A 19,043-nucleotide genomic window follows, 5' to 3' on the forward strand; every position below is an offset into this window, starting at 1 on the left:
CAAGGACCCTCTGATTAACAGTCAGATGCTCTAACCAACTGAGCTAAGGAAGAATATGTTTTTCAGTCTTTCCCGATGTCTTTAGCTCTTCCTCTTGGACTTGAACCAAGGACCCTCTGATTAACAGTCAGATGCTCTAACCAACTGAGCTAAGGAAGAATATGTTTTTCAGTCTTTCCCGATGTCTTTAGCTCTTCCTCTTGGACTTGAACCAAGGACCCTCTGATTAACAGTCAGATGCTCTAACCAACTGAGCTAAGGAAGAATTTTCAACCATTCAAGGACTTGTTGCATCCCTTTCTGAAATTGCACTGCAAAAGTAGAGGTTCTTTTTGAAATATGCAATATCTTTGCAGAAAAAAATTGAAAAAATGAATACAATAGGCTTAGGAAATGCTTTAGTTGATGTTTTATTGCGGTTGGATAGTGATGATGTACTGACTGAAGTAGGAATAAAGAAGGGAGCAATGGATATGATCAACCAGGAACAGATGGTTGCAATCCGTAAAACACAGGAACGTTTGGAAAGAAGCCAGGCTCCGGGTGGTTCAGTCTGTAACACCATGCGTGCTATGGCATGCCTTGGGGCAAATGCCGGTTTTATAGGTAAGATAGGAACCGATTCGGTTGGTGAATTTTATGAACAAGCGCTTAAAGATGCTAATGTTGCTCCTTACTTTATTAAAACATCCGGTATTTCCGGTAGCTGTACGGTGTTGATCTCGAAAGATGGGGAACGCTCTATGGGTACATTCCTGGGACCGGCTCCTACAATCACACCGGATGAGATAAAAGAAGAGATCTTGAGCAAGTACAATTGCATTTATATAGAAGGTTATCTTTTAGTGAATGAGAAACTGGTTCGTTCAACGATGCAGAAAGCCAAAAAGTTAGGCTTGAAAGTAGCTCTCGATTTATCTAATTTTAATATTGTCAATGCTTTCAAAGGATTATTGGATGATATAATTCCCAACTATGTCGATATTCTTTTCTCAAACGAAAGTGAAGCCGAAGCTTTTACCGGACTGAATGCTCACGAAGCCGTTAAAACACTTTCCGGTATGGTGGAAGTTTCTTTGGTTACATTGGGCAAGGAAGGTGCATTGGTCGGCAGCAACGGCCAGTTTATATCTGTTCCCGCAGAAGGAGGTAAGCCTATCGATACAACCGGTGCAGGCGATCATTTTGCAGCCGGCTTCCTTTATGGTCAATCTGTCGGTGCCACTTTGGAGCAATCGGCCCGTATCGGTTCGCTTCTGGCAGGATATATTATAGACGTGATCGGAGCCCAGATTCCGGATGATAAATGGGAACAAATAAAGTTAAAAGTAGATACGATATTATCCTGAAATGTGTTTTATGCATACATTTACATCGTTAATTAACTAAATATTCTATGTATAAGCAGATACGACGAGAAAGATTGATAGGTTTGTTTTGTTTGTTACTCCTCTTCGGGAGTATTATGCCGGGACAGGCTCAGAAAGATAACCGCTTTGAGGTGAGTAAGAACCTCGATATTTTTAATGCGCTGGTAAAAGAAGTTGAAATGTTCTACGTAGACTCTGTCGATGTGGAAAAGACTGTTCGCCGTGGTATCAACAGTATGCTGGGTAGCCTCGACCCTTATACCGAGTATTATCCGGAACAGGAGATGGATAAGCTGAAAATAATGACTACCGGCGAATATGGCGGTATCGGTTCTTATATTCGAGGACGCGAAGAAGGTGGCGTATATATTATCGAACCGTTTGAAGGAATGCCCGCTGCCTTGGCCGGACTTCAGGCTGGAGATCGCATTCTGGCGATAGATACAGTGGATGTAAGTGAGAAGACATCCGATGAGGTTAGTAATTTGCTGAAAGGTGTTCCTAATACGAAGATGATACTGAAGATACAGCGTCCGAATGAAAAGAAACCGCGTGAAGTGGAACTGATCCGTAAGCAAATTCTTGTAGATCAGGTTACTTACTACGGTGTCCGTGGCGATGGTGTAGGTTATATCTACCTGAAAGGTTTTACTGATAAAAGTGCCCAGGAGGTAAAGAATGCTTTCGAAGACCTGAAGAAAAATCATCAGATCAAATCGCTGATCCTCGATTTGCGCAATAACGGCGGTGGTTTGTTGGAAAGCGCTACACAAATTGTCAGCATGTTCGTCCCGAAAGGAAAAGAAGTCGTTTCAACCAAAGGAAAGATCAGTCAGTGGGATCGTACCTATCGTACGGCCAATGAACCATTGGATACGGTTATGCCGATGGCAGTCCTGATCAATGGTAATTCAGCTTCTGCAGCTGAAATCGTTTCGGGATCGTTGCAGGATATGGATCGTGCCGTATTGGTCGGACAGCGTTCTTTCGGTAAAGGGCTGGTGCAGTCTACCCGTGAATTGCCTTATAACGGGAGCGTGAAGATCACGATGAGTAAATATTATATCCCCAGCGGTCGCTGTATACAGCAAATGGACTACAGCCACCGGAAAGCTGATGGGAGTGTGGATGCTATTCCCGATAGCCTGACATCTGTATTTTATACCTCTAAAGGTCGCCCTGTACGTGATGGCGGCGGTGTTCGTCCTGAATTTGAAATAGAAGAGGAAGAAGTGCCGACGATGATGTATTATCTGGCGACTGATTTTGTGCTGGTTGACTTTGTCACCAACTGGGCGCAAAAGCATAAGACAATTCCTCCGGTAGAAGAATTTACCGTCTCGGATGAAGATTTCGAAGCCTTCAAGAACTATGCTAAAGAGAAGAACTTTACTTACGACCGTCAGAGCGAAAAGGTGCTGAAGAATCTGAAAGAAATAGCCAAGTTTGAAGGTTATATGAAGAGTGACTCGACGATCTTTAACGAACTGGAAGTCCGTCTGACTCCGAACCTCGACAGAGACTTCGACCTTTATAAAGACCAGATCAAGAAACTGATGGCCTCGGAAATCATTAAGCGTTACTATTTCCAGAAAGGCGAATTGCTGGAAAGCCTGAAGAATGACGAGGTTTTGGAAAAAGCCCTCGAAGTCCTCGGTAATCAGGAATTATATAATAAGACATTGAGTACTCCGGAGAAAAAGGAAGAAGAAAGTCAGCCTACAGCTGATAAAACGAAATCATTATCTGATGGTAATTTGGCTTACCGTTTTGATCAGGCTGTAGTATAAAATCCGATTAATGTAACCGAATATAGAGGGAGTGAACCAATGTTTGCTCCCTTTTTTGTGCGTTTATTTGAACCTGATATGTAAAACAACCAACTCCGATACTGTTCCGACCCGGTAAGGCGGTCCGGCTACTCCAATGCCGGATGATACATAAAACTGGGTCGGACCTTTCTTATGATATCCATAAGGACATTCGTAGATCAGTTTCATCAGCAGCGGATAAGGCCATAGCTGTCCGTTGTGTGTATGTCCGTGGAGTCCGAGATCTACGCCGTTCATTGCCATTTCGGCAAACGACCATGGCTGATGATCCATGACGATAATGGGTTTGGTTGTGTCGATGTCGGTCATCAGCGTGTGTAAGGCATTCCGTTTCTTATTGATATAATCGTCCCTGCCGATCAGATAGAAAGAAGAGTCGGGTTGTACCACGGAGTCAACCAATAATGTCGCTCCGGTCTTTTTCAGCCAGCGGTATTTAGCAAAACGGTTGGCACGGTATTCGTGGTTACCGTTAACCACATAAACACCTAGGGGGGCCTTTAACTGCTGCAGGTCGTCTTCTATGTGTTCGTTTTCCGCGAAACGGGATTCGTAATCCATTATATCGCCGACCATAACCACCATATCCGGATGTTGTGCATTGCTCATTACCACATACCGCTGAACCAGCTTTTTTCCTATTACTTCACCGATATGCAGGTCGCTCATCATTACGATAGTCAGACTGTCCCGCTGGCTTGAACCTTTGGGTAATGTGACATACACCTCTTTGACTATCGGATGGACTACAGTCAGGTAAGCATTTATCATCAATCCGGTGACTCCCGCAATGATGACAAAGAATAATGTCAGCTTCGTTTGCTTCCAATGTGTTGTAAGCCACATGGGAAACCAATGGAAAAAGCGGTTGGATAGCCGGATGATTTCCAGTGTAAGAAGGGACAAGGTGATATAGATAGAGGCAATATACCAGGTATTACAGATATATTGTATGGTTGTCATTATATTGTCCGGTAAATCTTTCCGGAAAATAAAACCGAAGAAGTAGATAGCCAGTTCAAGAACGAAGAACAACGTATACGGAATACGCCAGCTTTTCTTAGCCGGTATTGCCTGGTATCCCCGCCAGAAGATATAGGGATTCAGCAACAATTGTGCTACAATCGATTGAATAAAGACTTTCATACCTTGTTTCTCTTACTTGAACGTGATATTGAATACCACCATTTCACTGTTTGTCCCGATACGGAAAGGAGGACCCCATAAGGATAATCCTGAAGATACATAAACATGGCTGTTACCCCACTGTTTGTATCCGTAGCTTTGTTCGAACAAATGGTCTGTCACCAGACTCATCGGCCAGATCTGTCCGCGGTGTGTATGTCCGCTGAACTGAAGGTCGATATCGGCCTTTTCTGTCTCCTGCAGGTCATACGGTTGGTGATCTAAAAGAATAACAGGTTTGGCCGGATCAATGTTCTGTGCCAGCGCCTGAAGAGACAGCCGGGAAGGATTATGGCGGTCGTCGCGGCCGGCCAGTTGCAGTCCGTTAGGCAGTGTGATAACTGTATCACGCAAAAGCTGTATGGGAGTGGATTGTATGAAATCCACACTTTTCTTTATTCCGCTGATGTATTCGTGATTGCCGGGCACCATATAGATACCCTGCGGCGCTTTCAACTGCGATAACTCTTCCTGCATATTCTCCGCATAAAGAGGTGTTACGCTGTTATCGATCAAATCCCCTCCGATAAGAATCAGATCCGGCTGCTGGGCATTGATCATATTCACATATTTCTTCAACTGTGTCTTGTTTGTACCGTATCCCAGGTGAACATCACTGATAGCGACCACCTTCATCGCCTGTTGATTACTGTTGGCAGACTTGTTGATAACTATGTTGATAACTTCTGTGTTGGGATGTTGATAATGATAATATCCGTAACTTAACAGGCAGAGTGTCAGTAGGAAAGATATATAGAACCCATATTTAAAACTCCCGTTGAAAAGTTTGAATAGATCAAACGCGATCAACGAGAGTACCATATACAATGTGAAGACAAGCCATCCCGTCCCGATCTCATGGATCGTATGAGCCAATACATCCGGATATTTAATATTCCTTGCCAGCATGCTGACGACAAATGAAAGCGCACAGCTCCAGAATAAGACTGTCAGGAGTACCTTTACTCCGAAAGGTTGAGCAACAAGTGCTTGCGCTCCTCTGATAAATATATAGATATTTCCGGCAAAATAAGCGCAGAAGATGGCAATGAAAATTATAGGCATTTTGTCAAATTTTCGGCAAAGATAATGCAAACCGAGAGCAGAATAAAATGAACAAGTTCATTTTTTATGCCAAGGTGCAGCTTATCTTCGCTTTTTCGGCAAAGATAGCGAACGCGCATTGATTCTGCAAATAGTCTTATTTCGGATATCCTACCGGATTATTCATCATTAACACCTGGCTGTCGGAAAGCTTGAGTATCTTCTTCAATGCGTTTTGATCCATAGATGCCCGGGGAACTGTGGAAAGACCTATACCCGCACAGCACAGGTTTATATTCTGTGATACAATGCCTGCGTCCATAGCTGCCATCAGTTTGGTCTGGTCGGAAACGTTTCCGAAGCGAGACAGATCGGAAACCAGAACCAGGCAAACCGGTGCATCCTTCACGAAGTCCTGGCCTCCCCCGACTGCTGCTCGATGATCGCCTTTGGCTATGGGGTTCAAAGCATGCGCTTGGGCATCATACAGATAAGCGCCGTCTTTCATAATGACATACACATCGATGTCCTGTTTGTTCAGAGCAGAGGGAGCCGTGCGTTTGCCGTCTGTACGGTTAATGCCGTTGGCGGCCCATAATAAGTCCGAAAGATCTTGCATACCGATCTCTTTTGCTGCATATTCCCGATCGGAGTGACGGTCGGAAAATGCTTTCATTACTGCTGTTCCGCGTGCTTTGTCGGGAGCATTGAGCTTGATAACTTTTAGTTCCTGTGCATTCATTACGGTGATAAATAATAAAGCGGTTAAAATCAATGAAATCTGTCTCATATCTATATTTATTAATAGTAAGTCTTACAAATTTAAAAGAAATTCATCTAATCAAACAGCAAAATACATCTTTTACATTTCTTTAATCCTGCTAAATACGAAAGGTTCGTAGATTCTTATACATTTGCAACGGATTTACAATAAATAATAACGATTTGTATAAAATATCAATCGATAACTTCTAAATTCTTTAAATTTGATGAAAGAAAAACTGCTCTACTTATTGTTGGTGTTGATGATGGCTGCGCCTTTGTGTGCGCAGAACCAGAATGCCGCTGATTACACGATCAAGGGACAGGTGGTCGATTCCCTGTCTAATGAAACAGTTCCTTATGCCACATTGAGCATCGCTTTGGCAAGCGCTCCGCAGAATGCGATCAAACTGTTGGCTTGTGATGATGACGGAAAGTTTACTACTACACTGAAGCAGCCAGGCAAATATGTTATGTCTATGCAGTCGTTAGGAAAAGTTCCTGCCGTGAAACGTTTTACTTTGTCCGAAGGCAAGAAGAGCCTGGATTTAGGCAAATTGTTTATGAATGACGATACCCAGCAACTGAATGAAGTGACTGTTGTTGCCCAGAAGCCATTGGTGACTGTGGAGGTCGATAAAATAACCTATAGTCTGGATGACGACCCCGAAGCGAAGACTAATAATGCACTGGAGATGTTCCGCAAGGTTCCAATGATAACGGTCGACGGTGAGGACAAGATACAGCTGAAAGGTTCTTCCAACTATAAAATATATATGAACGGTAAGCCCTCCAACCTGTTGAGTGGCGAGAATGCTTCCGATGTACTGAAAAGTATGCCGGCCAGTTCGATCAAGAATATCGAGGTGATTACAGACCCGGGTTCGAAGTATGACGCAGAGGGCGTGGGCGGTATCATCAATATTATCACAAGCAAAAATGCGATGCAGGGATATACCGGTACGGTTCGTGCCAATGCCAGTACTTTAGGTAGCTTCGGCGGTGGCGGATATGTTTCGCTGAAGGTCGGAAACCTGGGACTTACTGCCAACTATGGTTATAACAACCGTAACTCTCCCTGGAATGACTCGCACAGTGAACGTTTCACCGATAAAGACCGGTTGGCAGGAGATAGACCGACCAGGCTGACGGAAGATGGTCGCGCCAAGAATAAAGGCCCGTTCCAATACGGTTATCTGGAAGCCAGTTATGAAATAGATACATTGAATCTGATCAGTGTAGGTGCCAACCTGTTCCGTGGTAAAAACAAAAGCTTATCAGAGCTGGACGCTGTGCTCGATCCGAATGGCTGGTCTTTGGAACCAAAGAACACACCGATCTATCGTTTCCACCGTAACAGTGTGTCAGAAGGAACATTCGGTTCGACCGATCTCAATGTCGATTATCAGCACTCCACCAGTAAGAAAGACGAATTGCTGACCGTCTCTTATCGTTTCAGTCAGTCGCCGAATGACAATGAAAGCCGTACGGAACTATCCGATGTTGTCACCTATTATCTGGCAGATGATTATCCGAAGTGGAACATCAACGATGCCTCTACCATAGAACATACCGGACAGGTAGACTATACGACTCCTCTTTTCGAGAAGCAAACCCTTGAAGCCGGTGTGAAATATATCAACCGTCAGAATAAGAGTAACACGTTGGAACAGGTCTATAACGACTCGACGGGTGTTTGGGTAGACCAGAGGAGAGACAACAGCCAGTTCCGTCATACGCAACATATTTATTCCGCTTATCTGGGCTATCTGATCCGTTTGGACAAGTTCGGCATTAAAGCCGGTGTGCGTGGTGAAGGTACAAGCCTGGATGCCAGGTATACCCTGAATCCGGATCTGAATTTCAATTCAAACTATTTCGATGTAGTTCCTAACGCTACATTGACTTATCAATTAGATATGTCTACCCAGATCCGTTTAGGATATAATATGCGTATCCAGCGACCGGGTATCTGGTATCTGAACCCGTATATCAATGATGCTAATCCTCAGAATATATCTCAGGGTAATCCTAAGCTGGATTCGGAAAAGAGTAATAATGTGAACCTGAACTTCAGTAAGTTCACCCAGAAGTTCAGTATCAATGCCAGCTTAAGCTATACTTTCGTTAATAATCCGATCGAAAGGCATTCATTCGTGGCAGACTTTAAGCCCGATGATCCCCGTTCGCAGTACAATGGTGCAATGTGGAATACCTATAATAATATCGGAAAAAAGCAACAGGTAGGTATGTTCCTGTATGGCAACTGGTCGCCGAATACCTGGTTCCGTATCTATATGAACGGAGGTGTCGATTATACGGATCTGAAAGCTCCTACTTTGGATCTGAAAAAAGACGGTGTCAGCGGACGTATCTTTGCCGGAACACAGTTCACCTTGCCGAAAGATTTCCGCATCAACCTGCATGGCGGTTACTTCAGTCCGTGGATCCAGTTACAAAGTGAAATGTCTCCGTTCTATTTTGCCGGTCTGAATGTCAGCAAAGACTTCCTGAAAAAGAAACTGTCTGTCTCTGTAGGGGCAAACAACCCGTTCTGGAAGACTATGAAGATGGAAACGACAACTACAGGTGCCGACTTCCGCGATGTTTCGACCAACTGGCGCAGTGCCCGTGAATTCCGTTTCAGCATCTCTTACCGCTTCGGTACGATGAAAGGACAGATCAAGAAAGTTCGTCGCGGTATCAGCAATGATGACTCGAAAGGCGGTGGCGAAAACAATCAGGGCGGCGCTGGAGAACAAGCCATGTAATCCCCTCCGAAGATATAAACTCAAAGGTCCGACAGGTTTTCCTGCCGGACCTTTTTTGCTTTCCCCAGCAGTTAATTTCTACTATAGCTGTTCCCTTTTCGACCGTATGCCTGTAATGAGTGGTAAAAGTATGCACCCTGAAAGTGTTTCATAGTAGTGAAACAACTGTTTCACCTAGGAGAAACAAGTGTTTCTTCATAGTGAAACAAACTGCCGATACGTGTATAGGAGGTGCAGTCCCTTAGTGAAAAAAACGAAATCAGCGGGGATGGACAATAATATACGTCATCTTAGACTATTTGTGTCAATGTAATTCTAGTTTTGAACTTATCTTTGTGATACGAATTAGAAATAAAAAATATGAGAAACACTGTCTTTTGTCTGGTACTATTGCTATTTAGTACATCAGTCTTTGCTTCGCGTAAAGAAATATTGTTGAATAACGACTGGAATTTCCGCTTCTCGCATCAGGTGCAGCGTGGCAGTGGCCAGCGGGTCGACCTGCCCCATACGTGGAATAGCGGTGACGCCCTGATCGGTACACAGGATTATTACCGCGGAATGGGTAATTACGATAAAAAGCTTTTTATTAAGCCGGAGTGGGAGGGCAAACGTCTCTTTCTGCGTTTTGAAGGGGTGAACACTATCGCTACAGTTTTCGTTAATTCGGTTTGCTTGGGGGAACATCGCGGAGGTTACGGAGCGTTTGTGTTCGAGATCACCGACCATGTGAAATATGGTGCCGACAATGAGATCCTGGTCAAAGTAAATAACGCCTTGCAACTGGATATTATGCCGCTGGTAGGCGATTTCAACTTCTATGGAGGTATCTATCGTGATGTTAACCTGATTATCACTGATCCCGTAAATATCTCGCTGACCGATTATGCTTCTCCCGGTGTCTATCTTATACAAAATAATGTAACGAAAGAACAGGCAGAAGTGCGGGCTAAAGTCCTGCTGTCGAACAGTTCGTCGGTCGACACTCCGGTAAAAGTAAATGTAAAGATACTGGATGGCGATAAAATAGTGCAGCAACAGGATATGAATGTAACAGTAGGAGCCAACCAGATACATACGACAGGTTTCGACTTTACCATAAAGAATCCCCATCTGTGGAACGGTCGGAAAGATCCGTTTATGTATCGTACGGAAGTAACTTTGATGGCTGGCGGAAAGCAGATCGACAAGGTGGTACAGCCGCTTGGTCTGCGTTTCTATCATGTAGATGCGGAAAAAGGTTTCTTCCTGAATGGAGAACACTTGAAACTACATGGCGTATGTCGTCATCAGGATCGTGCCGAAAGAGGAAATGCTTTGTATAAGGAACATCATGAAGAGGATGCTGCAATCATTGCAGAAATGGGGACCAACGCTATCCGGTTGGCACATTATCCGCAGGCTACTTATTTCTATAATCTGATGGATAAATATGGTATCGTAACCTGGGCGGAAATACCTTTTATCGGTCCGGGCGGTTATCTCGACAGAGGTTATAACGACCTGCCTGCTTTTCGCGCAAACGGTAAAGAACAGTTGAAGGAGCTGATCCGTCAGCATTATAACCATCCCTCCATCTGTTTCTGGGGATTATTCAACGAACTGAAGACTATCGGTGACAACCCGATCGAATATATTAAGGAACTGAACGACTTGGCTCACCAGGAAGATCCGACACGTCCGACTACGGCTGCCAGCTTCCTGTCTTACGATAGTGACATCAGTAAGATTACCGATGTGATTGCCTGGAACCAGTATTTCGGTTGGTATGGTGGCTCTCCTTCCGATATGGGAAAATGGTTGGATGCCAATCATAAAGCACATCCGGAATATAAGATCGGTATCAGTGAATACGGGGCAGGGGCCAGCATCTATCATCAGCAGGACTCTGTGAAGCCGGGCGTTGCTTCAGGCTGGTGGCATCCGGAGAACTTCCAGACGTTCTATCACATGGGAAACTGGGAAGCTATTGCCGAACGTCCGTTCGTATGGGGCTCCTTTATCTGGAACCTGTTCGACTTCGGTGCCGCTCACCGTACGGAAGGCGATCGTCCGGGTATCAACGACAAAGGTCTGGTAACTTTCGACCGTAAAGTGAAAAAGGATGCTTTCTATTATTATAAAGCGAACTGGAACAAAGACGATAAATTCGTTTATATCGCTAATCGCCGCCATCGTGATCGGACAACCAAGGTAACTGATATTATGGTATTCTCCAATCTTCCGGAAGTGGAATTGTTTGTGAACGGAAAAAGCGTAGGTAAGCAAACACCGGATAATTATGCCACTTTTGTGTGGAAAGGTGTAAGTCTGGCAGACGGTGAAAACACGGTCGAGGCACGTGCCGTACAGAAGAAAAACAGTACATCCGACCGGGTGGTCTGGACTTGTAAATAGGAGTTTGTTTTCTACTTATATGATATCCGGATCACAAAAATGGATGGATTGATAGATTTGTAGAGAACACATTAATGATTGTAAATGCTTGAGGAGTAAGGTGTCGGTAGATTGATGCCTTACTCTTTTTTTATTGAGTGTATATAGTTCTGAGTGAACTATGTTCTTTCGGCAGAGTCGAACATAACAGACGCAAAAATAAGCTCTTATTGGGTTTGCGGACACACAAATTAGTCTGATTGATGTGCACCAATTGTCCACAAATAGAGTTTTAACATAACAAAGAATCGTATCTTTCTTCTTAGTAATCTGTTGTATAAGCTTTTTTAAGGTTAATAATTCGCTGCTAATGCTTCTTTGTTGTTTTTTCTACCGGCATTTGGATACAGGGTAGAAAATATTACCTGTTTTTACTTGCAAATCACCTTTCCGACCTTTTGCTTTCAACCCCTTAAGATATAAGAACCGATTGAATTTTCTAAGAAAAACTTTCTTTTCTTCTCTTTTTTTTGAGTTGTATTATCCTGAACTTTCAACGGTTAAAACAATGCGGACATTATGAATATTTAGAGATAAGGCTGTCTTTGGGAATTAGAGAGCCTTTCGATCGATATACAGAAACAAACCGGATTAAGTTCACTCAGAACTATTTCTCTTTTTGCATGTGGCGAATCAAACAAAGAGTATGTACTCCAATATTTGACCGGTATTGGTGTGCGCAAACACAATTTATTCATTAACTAAATCTGGTGTTATTATGACAAAGGATTTTAATCGTTTTTATTTATCAAAGATGTTTATGGGAGCCACTATGCTCCTAACATCGGTAGGAGTGGCCTCGGCCGATCCTGCAAATCCGGGGATAGAAGTTCCGGTAACCGATGTCCTGATCGCTTCGCCACAACAAGCGAGAAAGACAGTAACCGGAACAGTTGAAGACGCCATGGGCCCGATTGCCGGTGCCAACATTGTAGAAAAGGGAACAACGAACGGGACTATTACCGACATGGACGGTAAGTTTACCTTAGATGTCTCTCCGAATGCTATTTTGGTAGTATCTTTTATCGGCTACATTGAGCAGCAGATCCCGGTGGGAAACCAAACCTCTTTTACTATTCAGATTAAAGAAGACTCACAAGCTTTGGATGAAGTAGTTGTCGTTGGTTACGGTACACAAAAGAAAGTGAACCTGACCGGTTCCGTGTCTTCTGTCGATTTTGCCGATCAGGCTTTATCGCGTCCTATTACAAATGTGTCGAATGCTTTGGCCGGTTTGAGTGCTGGCGTGCAGGTGATGCAAAGCTCCGGACAGCTGGGTAGCGACGGTTCAAAGATCCGTATCCGTGGTGTCGGAACACTTAACAATCAGGATCCATTAGTGTTGATCGATGGTGTGGAAGGTGCTATGGACCTTGTTAATCCGCAAGATATCGAGTCGATCTCTGTGTTGAAGGATGCTGCTTCTTCTTCTATTTATGGATCACGTGCTGCGAACGGAGTTGTTTTGATCACAACTAAAAAAGGAAAAGCAGGAAAGCTATCTGTATCCTATTCTGGGCGTATTTCTTATGCGCAGCCAACCAACCTGATCGATCAGGTAACCAATTATGCCGACTATATGGAATGGCTGAATGAGTCGTTCGAGAATATCGGACAGCCGAATCATTTTGCTCAGAGCACGATCGATCTGTGGCGTGAAAAATCAAAAGATCCGAACGGACTGAATGAACATGGGGTTCCTAATTATATCGCTTATCCGAATACCGACTGGCAGGAGGCCTTGTTCGGACACGGTTTGATTAATGATCATAATGTATCTGTGAACGGAGGAACCGAGAAATTGCGTATCTTGATGTCTGCCGGTTATCTGGATAATCCGGGGCTGGTCGACCAGACCGGTATCAGGAAATATTCCTTGCGTGCCAATATAGAAGCGGATGTTACTAAATGGCTGACTGTGGGAACCCGTACATTTGCGTCTCAGGAGGATAAGGATGCGGGAAACTTCGATAATGCCAATAATTTCCTACGCCAGACAACTCCCGGACTCTATCCGGAGTGGAACGGGCAGTATGGTTATCCGGAAGCATCGGAAGAAAGTGCAACTGCCAACAGTATCCTGGCCTTCCTTAATGCACAGGATGGTAAAAAGCAGAAAACAAACTTCAATACAACTTTGTACTCGCGTATTTCTCCGATAAAAGGATTGTCATGGGATTTTAACCTGAACTACAAACGGTATTGGGAAGATAATCAAACCTGGACGAATCCGTATGAAAAGGTGAAGTTTAGTGATGGAACGATCATGTCACCGGCTACGGAACCCTCTGAAATGACTACTTATTTCTATAACCGTGCGGATTATAGTTATACCCTGCAGAATATTTTGCGCTATAATATAACGCTTAACAAGGATCATGACCTGGGTGCATTGGTGGGTTACGAAGAGTATTATTACAAACGTGATACCCGTAGTGCGAACAAGAAAGGGCTGATCGACTCAAGCATTCATACACCCGGATCGGCGACAGAAATGGTAAGTGTGGGTGGTGGAGCATTCGATCGTGCCAGCCGTTCATTCTTCGGCCGTATTAATTATGCATATAAATCCAGATATCTGTTCGAAGCAAACCTGCGTCACGATGGGAATGCCCGTTATCACCGCGACTACCGTTGGGGTACTTTCCCCTCTTTCTCTGCCGCTTGGCGTATTTCGGAAGAAAGCTTTATGCTGAATACCAAAAACTGGTTGGATAACCTGAAGCTCCGTGTATCTTACGGATCCGTAGGTAACAACGGTGGTGACGATGTGGGAGAATATGAATATCAGTCTACTTATGGCGGAAGTAAATATCCGTTCGGGGGAAAACTGATATCCGGTCTGGCTTCTACTTCCATTGCAAACTCAATGTTGTCGTGGGAAACGTCTAAAATGACCAATGTCGGTATCGATCTGAATGCGTTGAATAACCGTCTGTCTTTTACGATGGATGCGTTTGTTAAGAATACGACAGGTATCTTGTTTACACCTTCTATCTATCTGACAGCAGGTAATAAGGGAGCTCCCCGTAAGAACATTGCGGAAATGAGTACCAAAGGTGTCGAACTGTCGCTGGGATGGAAAGACCAGATCGAAGAAGTCAGCTATTCTATTAGTGGAAACTTTTCTTACACGCCTAATAAGATAAAGAAATATAAAGGAGAACTTGTGGCCGGCTATGATGAAAACGGTGAATGGAAGAGTAATATCGGGGATGTGGCTTCCAGTACTTCCGCTGTAAATCCGGTTATTGAAGATCGCATCATGAAGGAATACTATGTTCGTAATCCTTATAAAGGTTCCGGAAAAGGATATGCAGCCGACGGAGTGAATGGTGGCCCGACAGATGGTATGATCCGTACGGAAAGCGATATGGAGTGGATGAAAGCCATGATCGATGCCGGTCATACTTTCATGCCGAATAAAACGATTTCCAAAGATAAGATCTGGTATGGTGACTATATTTATGCCGATGCCAACGGCGACGGTATCTACGGCGGTTCGGACGATAAAGAGTTTCAGGGTGTATCCTCCGACCCGAAATACAACTTCGGTTTGCAGATGTCGGCAGCCTGGAGAGGATTCGATATTTCGATGAACTGGGCAGGTGCTGCCGGCTTTAAGTTATATTGGGGGGCTTCAACCGGTTATAATTCGCCGACAACCCGTGTAGGTGTGGCTCTGGGGACTGATATTGCCAACGACCACTATTTCTATAACCCGGAAAACCCGTCTGATCCCCGTACAAACCAGTATGCTCAATATGGTCGTCTGGTGAACGGTGAGAGTGGTTATCAGAATGTTGAAACATCTTCTTTGTATCTGTTCAACGGTAATTACCTAAAATTAAAAAACCTTACTTTCGGTTATACCTTGCCGGCTCATATCTCCAAGAAGATTTTTACGGATAACCTTCGTGTATATGTTTCTATTGAAAACGTATTCAATATAACGAAGTATCCGGGTCAGGATCCTGAACTGGGAGCATATCCGGAATATACTTCATTGAGACAATTTGCATTTGGTGCTAACATTTCATTTTAAAGCGTAGAGAGTTATGAAATTAATAAAGAATATTTGTTTATTAGGCGCTTCTATCGCTCTGCTGACAGGGTGTAACAGCGACTTGATGGATCTGACCCCGTATGACTCGATTGCGTCCGGAAACATGTGGACGACAGAGAACCTGGCCGATATGGGAGTTACAGGCATTTATAATGTGCTCCGTTCCGAGAACGTAGCGGGCGACCTGCATAAATTCGACAGTTATGGCGTTTCGGCCGATTATCGTGATGGAAATTACTCCTTATTAAGAGGTAATGCGACAACCGGCGACGGACAGTTCTCCGGTTACTGGAAAATCAATTATGAAGGGATCAGTCGCTGTAATGATGCGATAACCAATTTACCGAAGGCTCCATTGTCGGAGTCGAAGCTTGCTCGTTTGACAGCAGAGTCCAAGTTCATGCGTGCCTTCTTCTATTACCGGTTGAACATGATGTATAAAGGTGTTCCTTTGTATCTGGAGCCGGCCGAACTGGATGAGCTGGTGAAAGGACGTAATACGGAAGCCGAAGTATGGGCTCAGGTCATTACCGATTTGACGGATGCGATCAATTCGGCAGATCTGCCGGATAAGTATGCTACCGGTGATGCTGCTTATGGCCGTGTAACTAAAGGTGCCGCTTATGCTCTTCGTGGCAAGGTATATATGTGGATGAACGAATGGGCGAAAGCGGAAGCCGACCTGCGTAAAGTGGGTGATCTGGGATACGGATTATTCCAAGGTGAATATAAGCAGCTGTTCAAAGAAGCCAATGAACAATGTGAGGAGATGATATTCTCCCTGCAATGTATCGGTGAAAGCGGATACGGTAACAACTTTACTTTCCGTTATGGTACGCGTAGTTCTTTCGGCTCCTGCTGGAATACCTATCTGGTAAGCACAGACTTTGTTGAGACATACGAATGTGCAGATGGAAAGCCGTTCGACTGGGATGATTTTATACCGGGGTATAATGCGATGGATCTGGCAAAAAGATCTGTTTATTTCCTGCGTGATGAGATGACGGATGCCGAAAAGACAAAGATGACTGAAGACGGTGCCGATCTGTCTAAATATCTGCCAACAGGAAACGAAGCCCGTATTAAGGCCGCTTATGAAAACCGTGACCCTCGTCTGATGGCAACTGTCATTACTCCGTATGCACAGTATTTTGGAGCTAATGGTGCGACATCCTACACATATACGCTTCGTTGGCCGTACAGAGGTTTCGATACTGCCGATCCGTTCGACTTGAAAACAGATACCAACAACCGTTATTACTATCTGTTCCGTAAATTTGTGGCTGAAGGTGCCTCGGAAATTCCAAACCGCGAGTATTCTCCGATCGATATTCCTTTTATCCGTTATGCCGATGTCGTATTATCGTTGGCTGAATGTCTGAATGAACAGGGTAAAACGAGTGAAGCGATCGAGTGGGTGAATAAAGTTCGTGCCCGTGCCGGTGTCGCCCTGCTAAACAGTAATCAGTATACGCAGGTTTCCGGTCAGGATAATATGCGCGACCGCATCCGTAACGAACGTCGTTGGGAATTTGCCGGCGAAGGTGTTAACTTCTTTGACGAAATGCGCTGGAAGACCTGGCACGAAACCAAGTTTAAGAGTGGAGCAGGCTTGAAGCAGATCTGGGGTTCTATGCAGGCATCCTATTCATGGGGTGGTGATTACCTGTACAACTGGGCTATTCCTAGATCAGAAATTCAGATGAACAATAATCTGACTCAGAATAGTGGTTGGATAGATTAGTTCGTGTATTTGTCTAACCAAAAGAGGGTATGCTTCCAAAAGCATACCCTCTGCTAAAACCTAACCTAGGTGATCAAAATAATTCAGAAAATAGATAATTACCAGTTAGGATTCTGTTCAAGCTGATCATTCATTTCTATTTCTTCTGCCGGGATAGGCCACAGGTAATCGCGGTTTTCACGGAATACACGTGTCAACAGGCGCTTGCCGGTGATACCGTATTCTTCGCGATTCAGTAATGTGTGTGACAATTTCCAACGGCGCAGGTCACTGTCGCGAACACCTTCACCAGCCAGTTCATAGGCTCTTTCACGGAAGATACGTTGGAAGACTTCGTCTTTCGAGTTTGCCGCAAGGTAAGAAGGACCACTGTTCAATAATGCGATACCCGCACGGGCACGTACTTTGTTGATGTATTCTACTGCTTTCGTCTGGTTGCCGGTTTCATTGTAACATTCTGCCAGCATCAGGTAAACATCAGCCAGACGGATGATCGGGAAGTTTACAGGTGTATGTTCGCGGTTCGTGATAGCACCGTTCCAGTCTCCTTCCGGTACGAATTTTCTCCAGAAATAGGTTTCCCAACCTCCCTTATTATTACGCATGAAACCATTGTTCTCGTTCACTGCTACCACATCTCCTTTGGTATTTTTTGCAAAGATGAATGTCATCAGGCGCTCTTCGTTGCGGTTCCATCCCAGATAAGTACTGTAAGGAGCGATCACTGTAGCCGACATACGCGGGTCACGTTGTTCGTACATTTCCAGGATCTTTGCGGATTCTGCCGGTTGGTCGAGGATTTCGTCGCCGGCATCGTTCACTGTACATCTGAATACACGTTCACGTACCTGATTGTCGGTTGTATATCCCGGGAACAATTCATCCCAGTTGAAAGGGCGTCCGTCTTTGTATTCATACATGTCGACCAGGTCGACAGAAGGAAGGGTGTTATTCCAGCAACTGCCGAATGAGTTACGTGTGCCGGCGTAGAAGCACAGCGGCATACCGTAATCATTACCTGTACCACCCAGATTGATGATCGAGAAGATCATTTCCGAACTAGTGTGTCCTGTCAGGTTGAACAAGTCGGCGAAGTTTTCGTACAGTTCATGACCGCTGGTCGATTTTTCCAGATGTTCGATCGCTTTGTCGTAATTTTTACTGTACAGATATACCTTACCCAACAACCCTTCTACGGCAGAAGTCGTTACACGACCATAATTGGCTGCATCCCATGTATCCGGAAGTCCTGAGTTCTGCGCTTTTTCCAGGTCTGCAATGATGAACGCACGTGTGTCTTCGGCAGAACTTCTCGGATTCATCAGGTCGTTGAAATCCTGTTCCAGATTGGTCGTTTCGTCATAGAGAGGAAGACCTCCGAAGTAATCCATCAGATGAAAGTATATCAGGGCACGGAGGAAATGGGCTTCTCCGAGCATCTGGTTCTTTGCCGTTTCGTCGATAGGTGCTTCACCGATACAGCGGATGGCAAGGTTGGCACGCTGGATACCGTTGTATCCGTTCTGCCATTTCCCGTTGAGGAAACTGGTTCGTGGGGTACAGGTTCCCAGCTGGAGGGCTTCGTACTGGTCGTAACCTACGGCTACGTCAGAGTTTACGTCGATCATAAACATTTTGCCGTAGAGGTCGGTATTTTTCAGGGATGCATATACTCCCATCAGACCAGACTTACATTGGGCTTCTGTCTGCCAGAAGGTAGAAGAGCTTAATTGGTCGTAAGGTGCCCTGTCCAGGTCGTAGCAGCTTGTTAATGCCAGAAGTGCTGCTAAAAAAGGCATAATATATTTTTTCATTTTGTAATTCCGTTTATAA

The 19,043-nt window shown here is 44.5% G+C and carries 10 protein-coding genes and 2 tRNA genes; 6 read left to right on the plus strand and 6 right to left on the minus strand.

Features of this window, described 5'->3' with window-relative positions; genetic code table 11:
- Positions 1 to 85 precede the first annotated feature (85 nt).
- Together QZ076_RS14005 and QZ076_RS14010 are read right to left on the minus strand one after the other, a co-directional pair.
- Positions 86 to 159 (minus strand) — tRNA-Asn (locus QZ076_RS14005).
- Positions 160 to 191: 32 nt separating this feature from the next.
- Positions 192 to 265: transfer RNA gene (locus tag QZ076_RS14010), tRNA-Asn, on the minus strand.
- A 106-nt stretch (positions 266 to 371) separates the two neighbouring features.
- Here QZ076_RS14010 and QZ076_RS14015 point away from each other — a divergent pair.
- Both QZ076_RS14015 and QZ076_RS14020 read left to right on the plus strand, forming a co-directional pair.
- On the plus strand, positions 372 to 1,349 hold the full coding sequence (locus QZ076_RS14015; protein ID WP_293713978.1) for an adenosine kinase: 978 nt from the start codon (positions 372 to 374) through the stop codon (positions 1,347 to 1,349).
- A gap of 47 nt (positions 1,350 to 1,396) precedes the next feature.
- The gene (locus tag QZ076_RS14020; protein ID WP_293713980.1) at positions 1,397 to 3,160 is read left to right on the plus strand and encodes a S41 family peptidase; all 1,764 of its coding nucleotides are present in this window, start codon (positions 1,397 to 1,399) and stop codon (positions 3,158 to 3,160) included.
- Between the two features lie 63 nt (positions 3,161 to 3,223).
- On the opposite strand, the gene QZ076_RS14025 is transcribed toward QZ076_RS14020, so the two are convergent.
- The 3 genes from QZ076_RS14025 to QZ076_RS14035 form a co-directional block, all read right to left on the minus strand.
- Complete coding sequence (locus QZ076_RS14025; RefSeq protein ID WP_293713982.1) at positions 3,224 to 4,348, minus strand: metallophosphoesterase; 1,125 nt, start codon at positions 4,346 to 4,348, stop codon at positions 3,224 to 3,226.
- A gap of 12 nt (positions 4,349 to 4,360) precedes the next feature.
- Positions 4,361 to 5,452 (minus strand): metallophosphoesterase, encoded by a 1,092-nt coding sequence (locus QZ076_RS14030; protein ID WP_293713984.1) that lies wholly within the window; start codon positions 5,450 to 5,452, stop codon positions 4,361 to 4,363.
- A gap of 136 nt (positions 5,453 to 5,588) precedes the next feature.
- On the minus strand, positions 5,589 to 6,221 hold the full coding sequence (locus QZ076_RS14035; RefSeq protein WP_293713986.1) for a SagB/ThcOx family dehydrogenase: 633 nt from the start codon (positions 6,219 to 6,221) through the stop codon (positions 5,589 to 5,591).
- A gap of 199 nt (positions 6,222 to 6,420) precedes the next feature.
- Here QZ076_RS14035 and QZ076_RS14040 point away from each other — a divergent pair, with 199 nt between their 5' ends.
- The 4 genes from QZ076_RS14040 to QZ076_RS14055 all read left to right on the plus strand — a co-directional run bounded on the left by QZ076_RS14040 (position 6,421) and on the right by QZ076_RS14055 (position 17,210).
- Complete coding sequence (locus tag QZ076_RS14040) at positions 6,421 to 8,964, plus strand: TonB-dependent receptor (protein WP_293713988.1); 2,544 nt, start codon at positions 6,421 to 6,423, stop codon at positions 8,962 to 8,964.
- A 360-nt stretch (positions 8,965 to 9,324) separates the two neighbouring features.
- Positions 9,325 to 11,361, plus strand: coding sequence for a glycoside hydrolase family 2 TIM barrel-domain containing protein (locus QZ076_RS14045; RefSeq protein WP_293713990.1), 2,037 nt, complete (start codon positions 9,325 to 9,327; stop codon positions 11,359 to 11,361).
- 757 nt (positions 11,362 to 12,118) lie between these two features.
- Positions 12,119 to 15,445 carry a TonB-dependent receptor gene (locus QZ076_RS14050; protein ID WP_293713992.1) on the plus strand — a complete coding sequence of 1,109 codons (3,327 nt, stop codon included), beginning with the start codon at positions 12,119 to 12,121 and terminating at the stop codon, positions 15,443 to 15,445.
- A 13-nt stretch (positions 15,446 to 15,458) separates the two neighbouring features.
- A complete protein-coding gene (locus QZ076_RS14055) occupies positions 15,459 to 17,210 on the plus strand; it encodes a RagB/SusD family nutrient uptake outer membrane protein (RefSeq protein WP_293713994.1) in 1,752 nt (583 codons plus the stop codon).
- Between the two features lie 98 nt (positions 17,211 to 17,308).
- On the opposite strand, the gene QZ076_RS14060 is transcribed toward QZ076_RS14055, so the two are convergent.
- Positions 17,309 to 19,024 (minus strand): RagB/SusD family nutrient uptake outer membrane protein, encoded by a 1,716-nt coding sequence (locus QZ076_RS14060; RefSeq protein WP_293713997.1) that lies wholly within the window; start codon positions 19,022 to 19,024, stop codon positions 17,309 to 17,311.
- Positions 19,025 to 19,043: the final 19 nt, after the last annotated feature.

Source organism: uncultured Parabacteroides sp., assembly GCF_905196875.1.
In the GTDB taxonomy this organism is placed as follows: Bacteria; Bacteroidota; Bacteroidia; order Bacteroidales; family Tannerellaceae; genus Parabacteroides.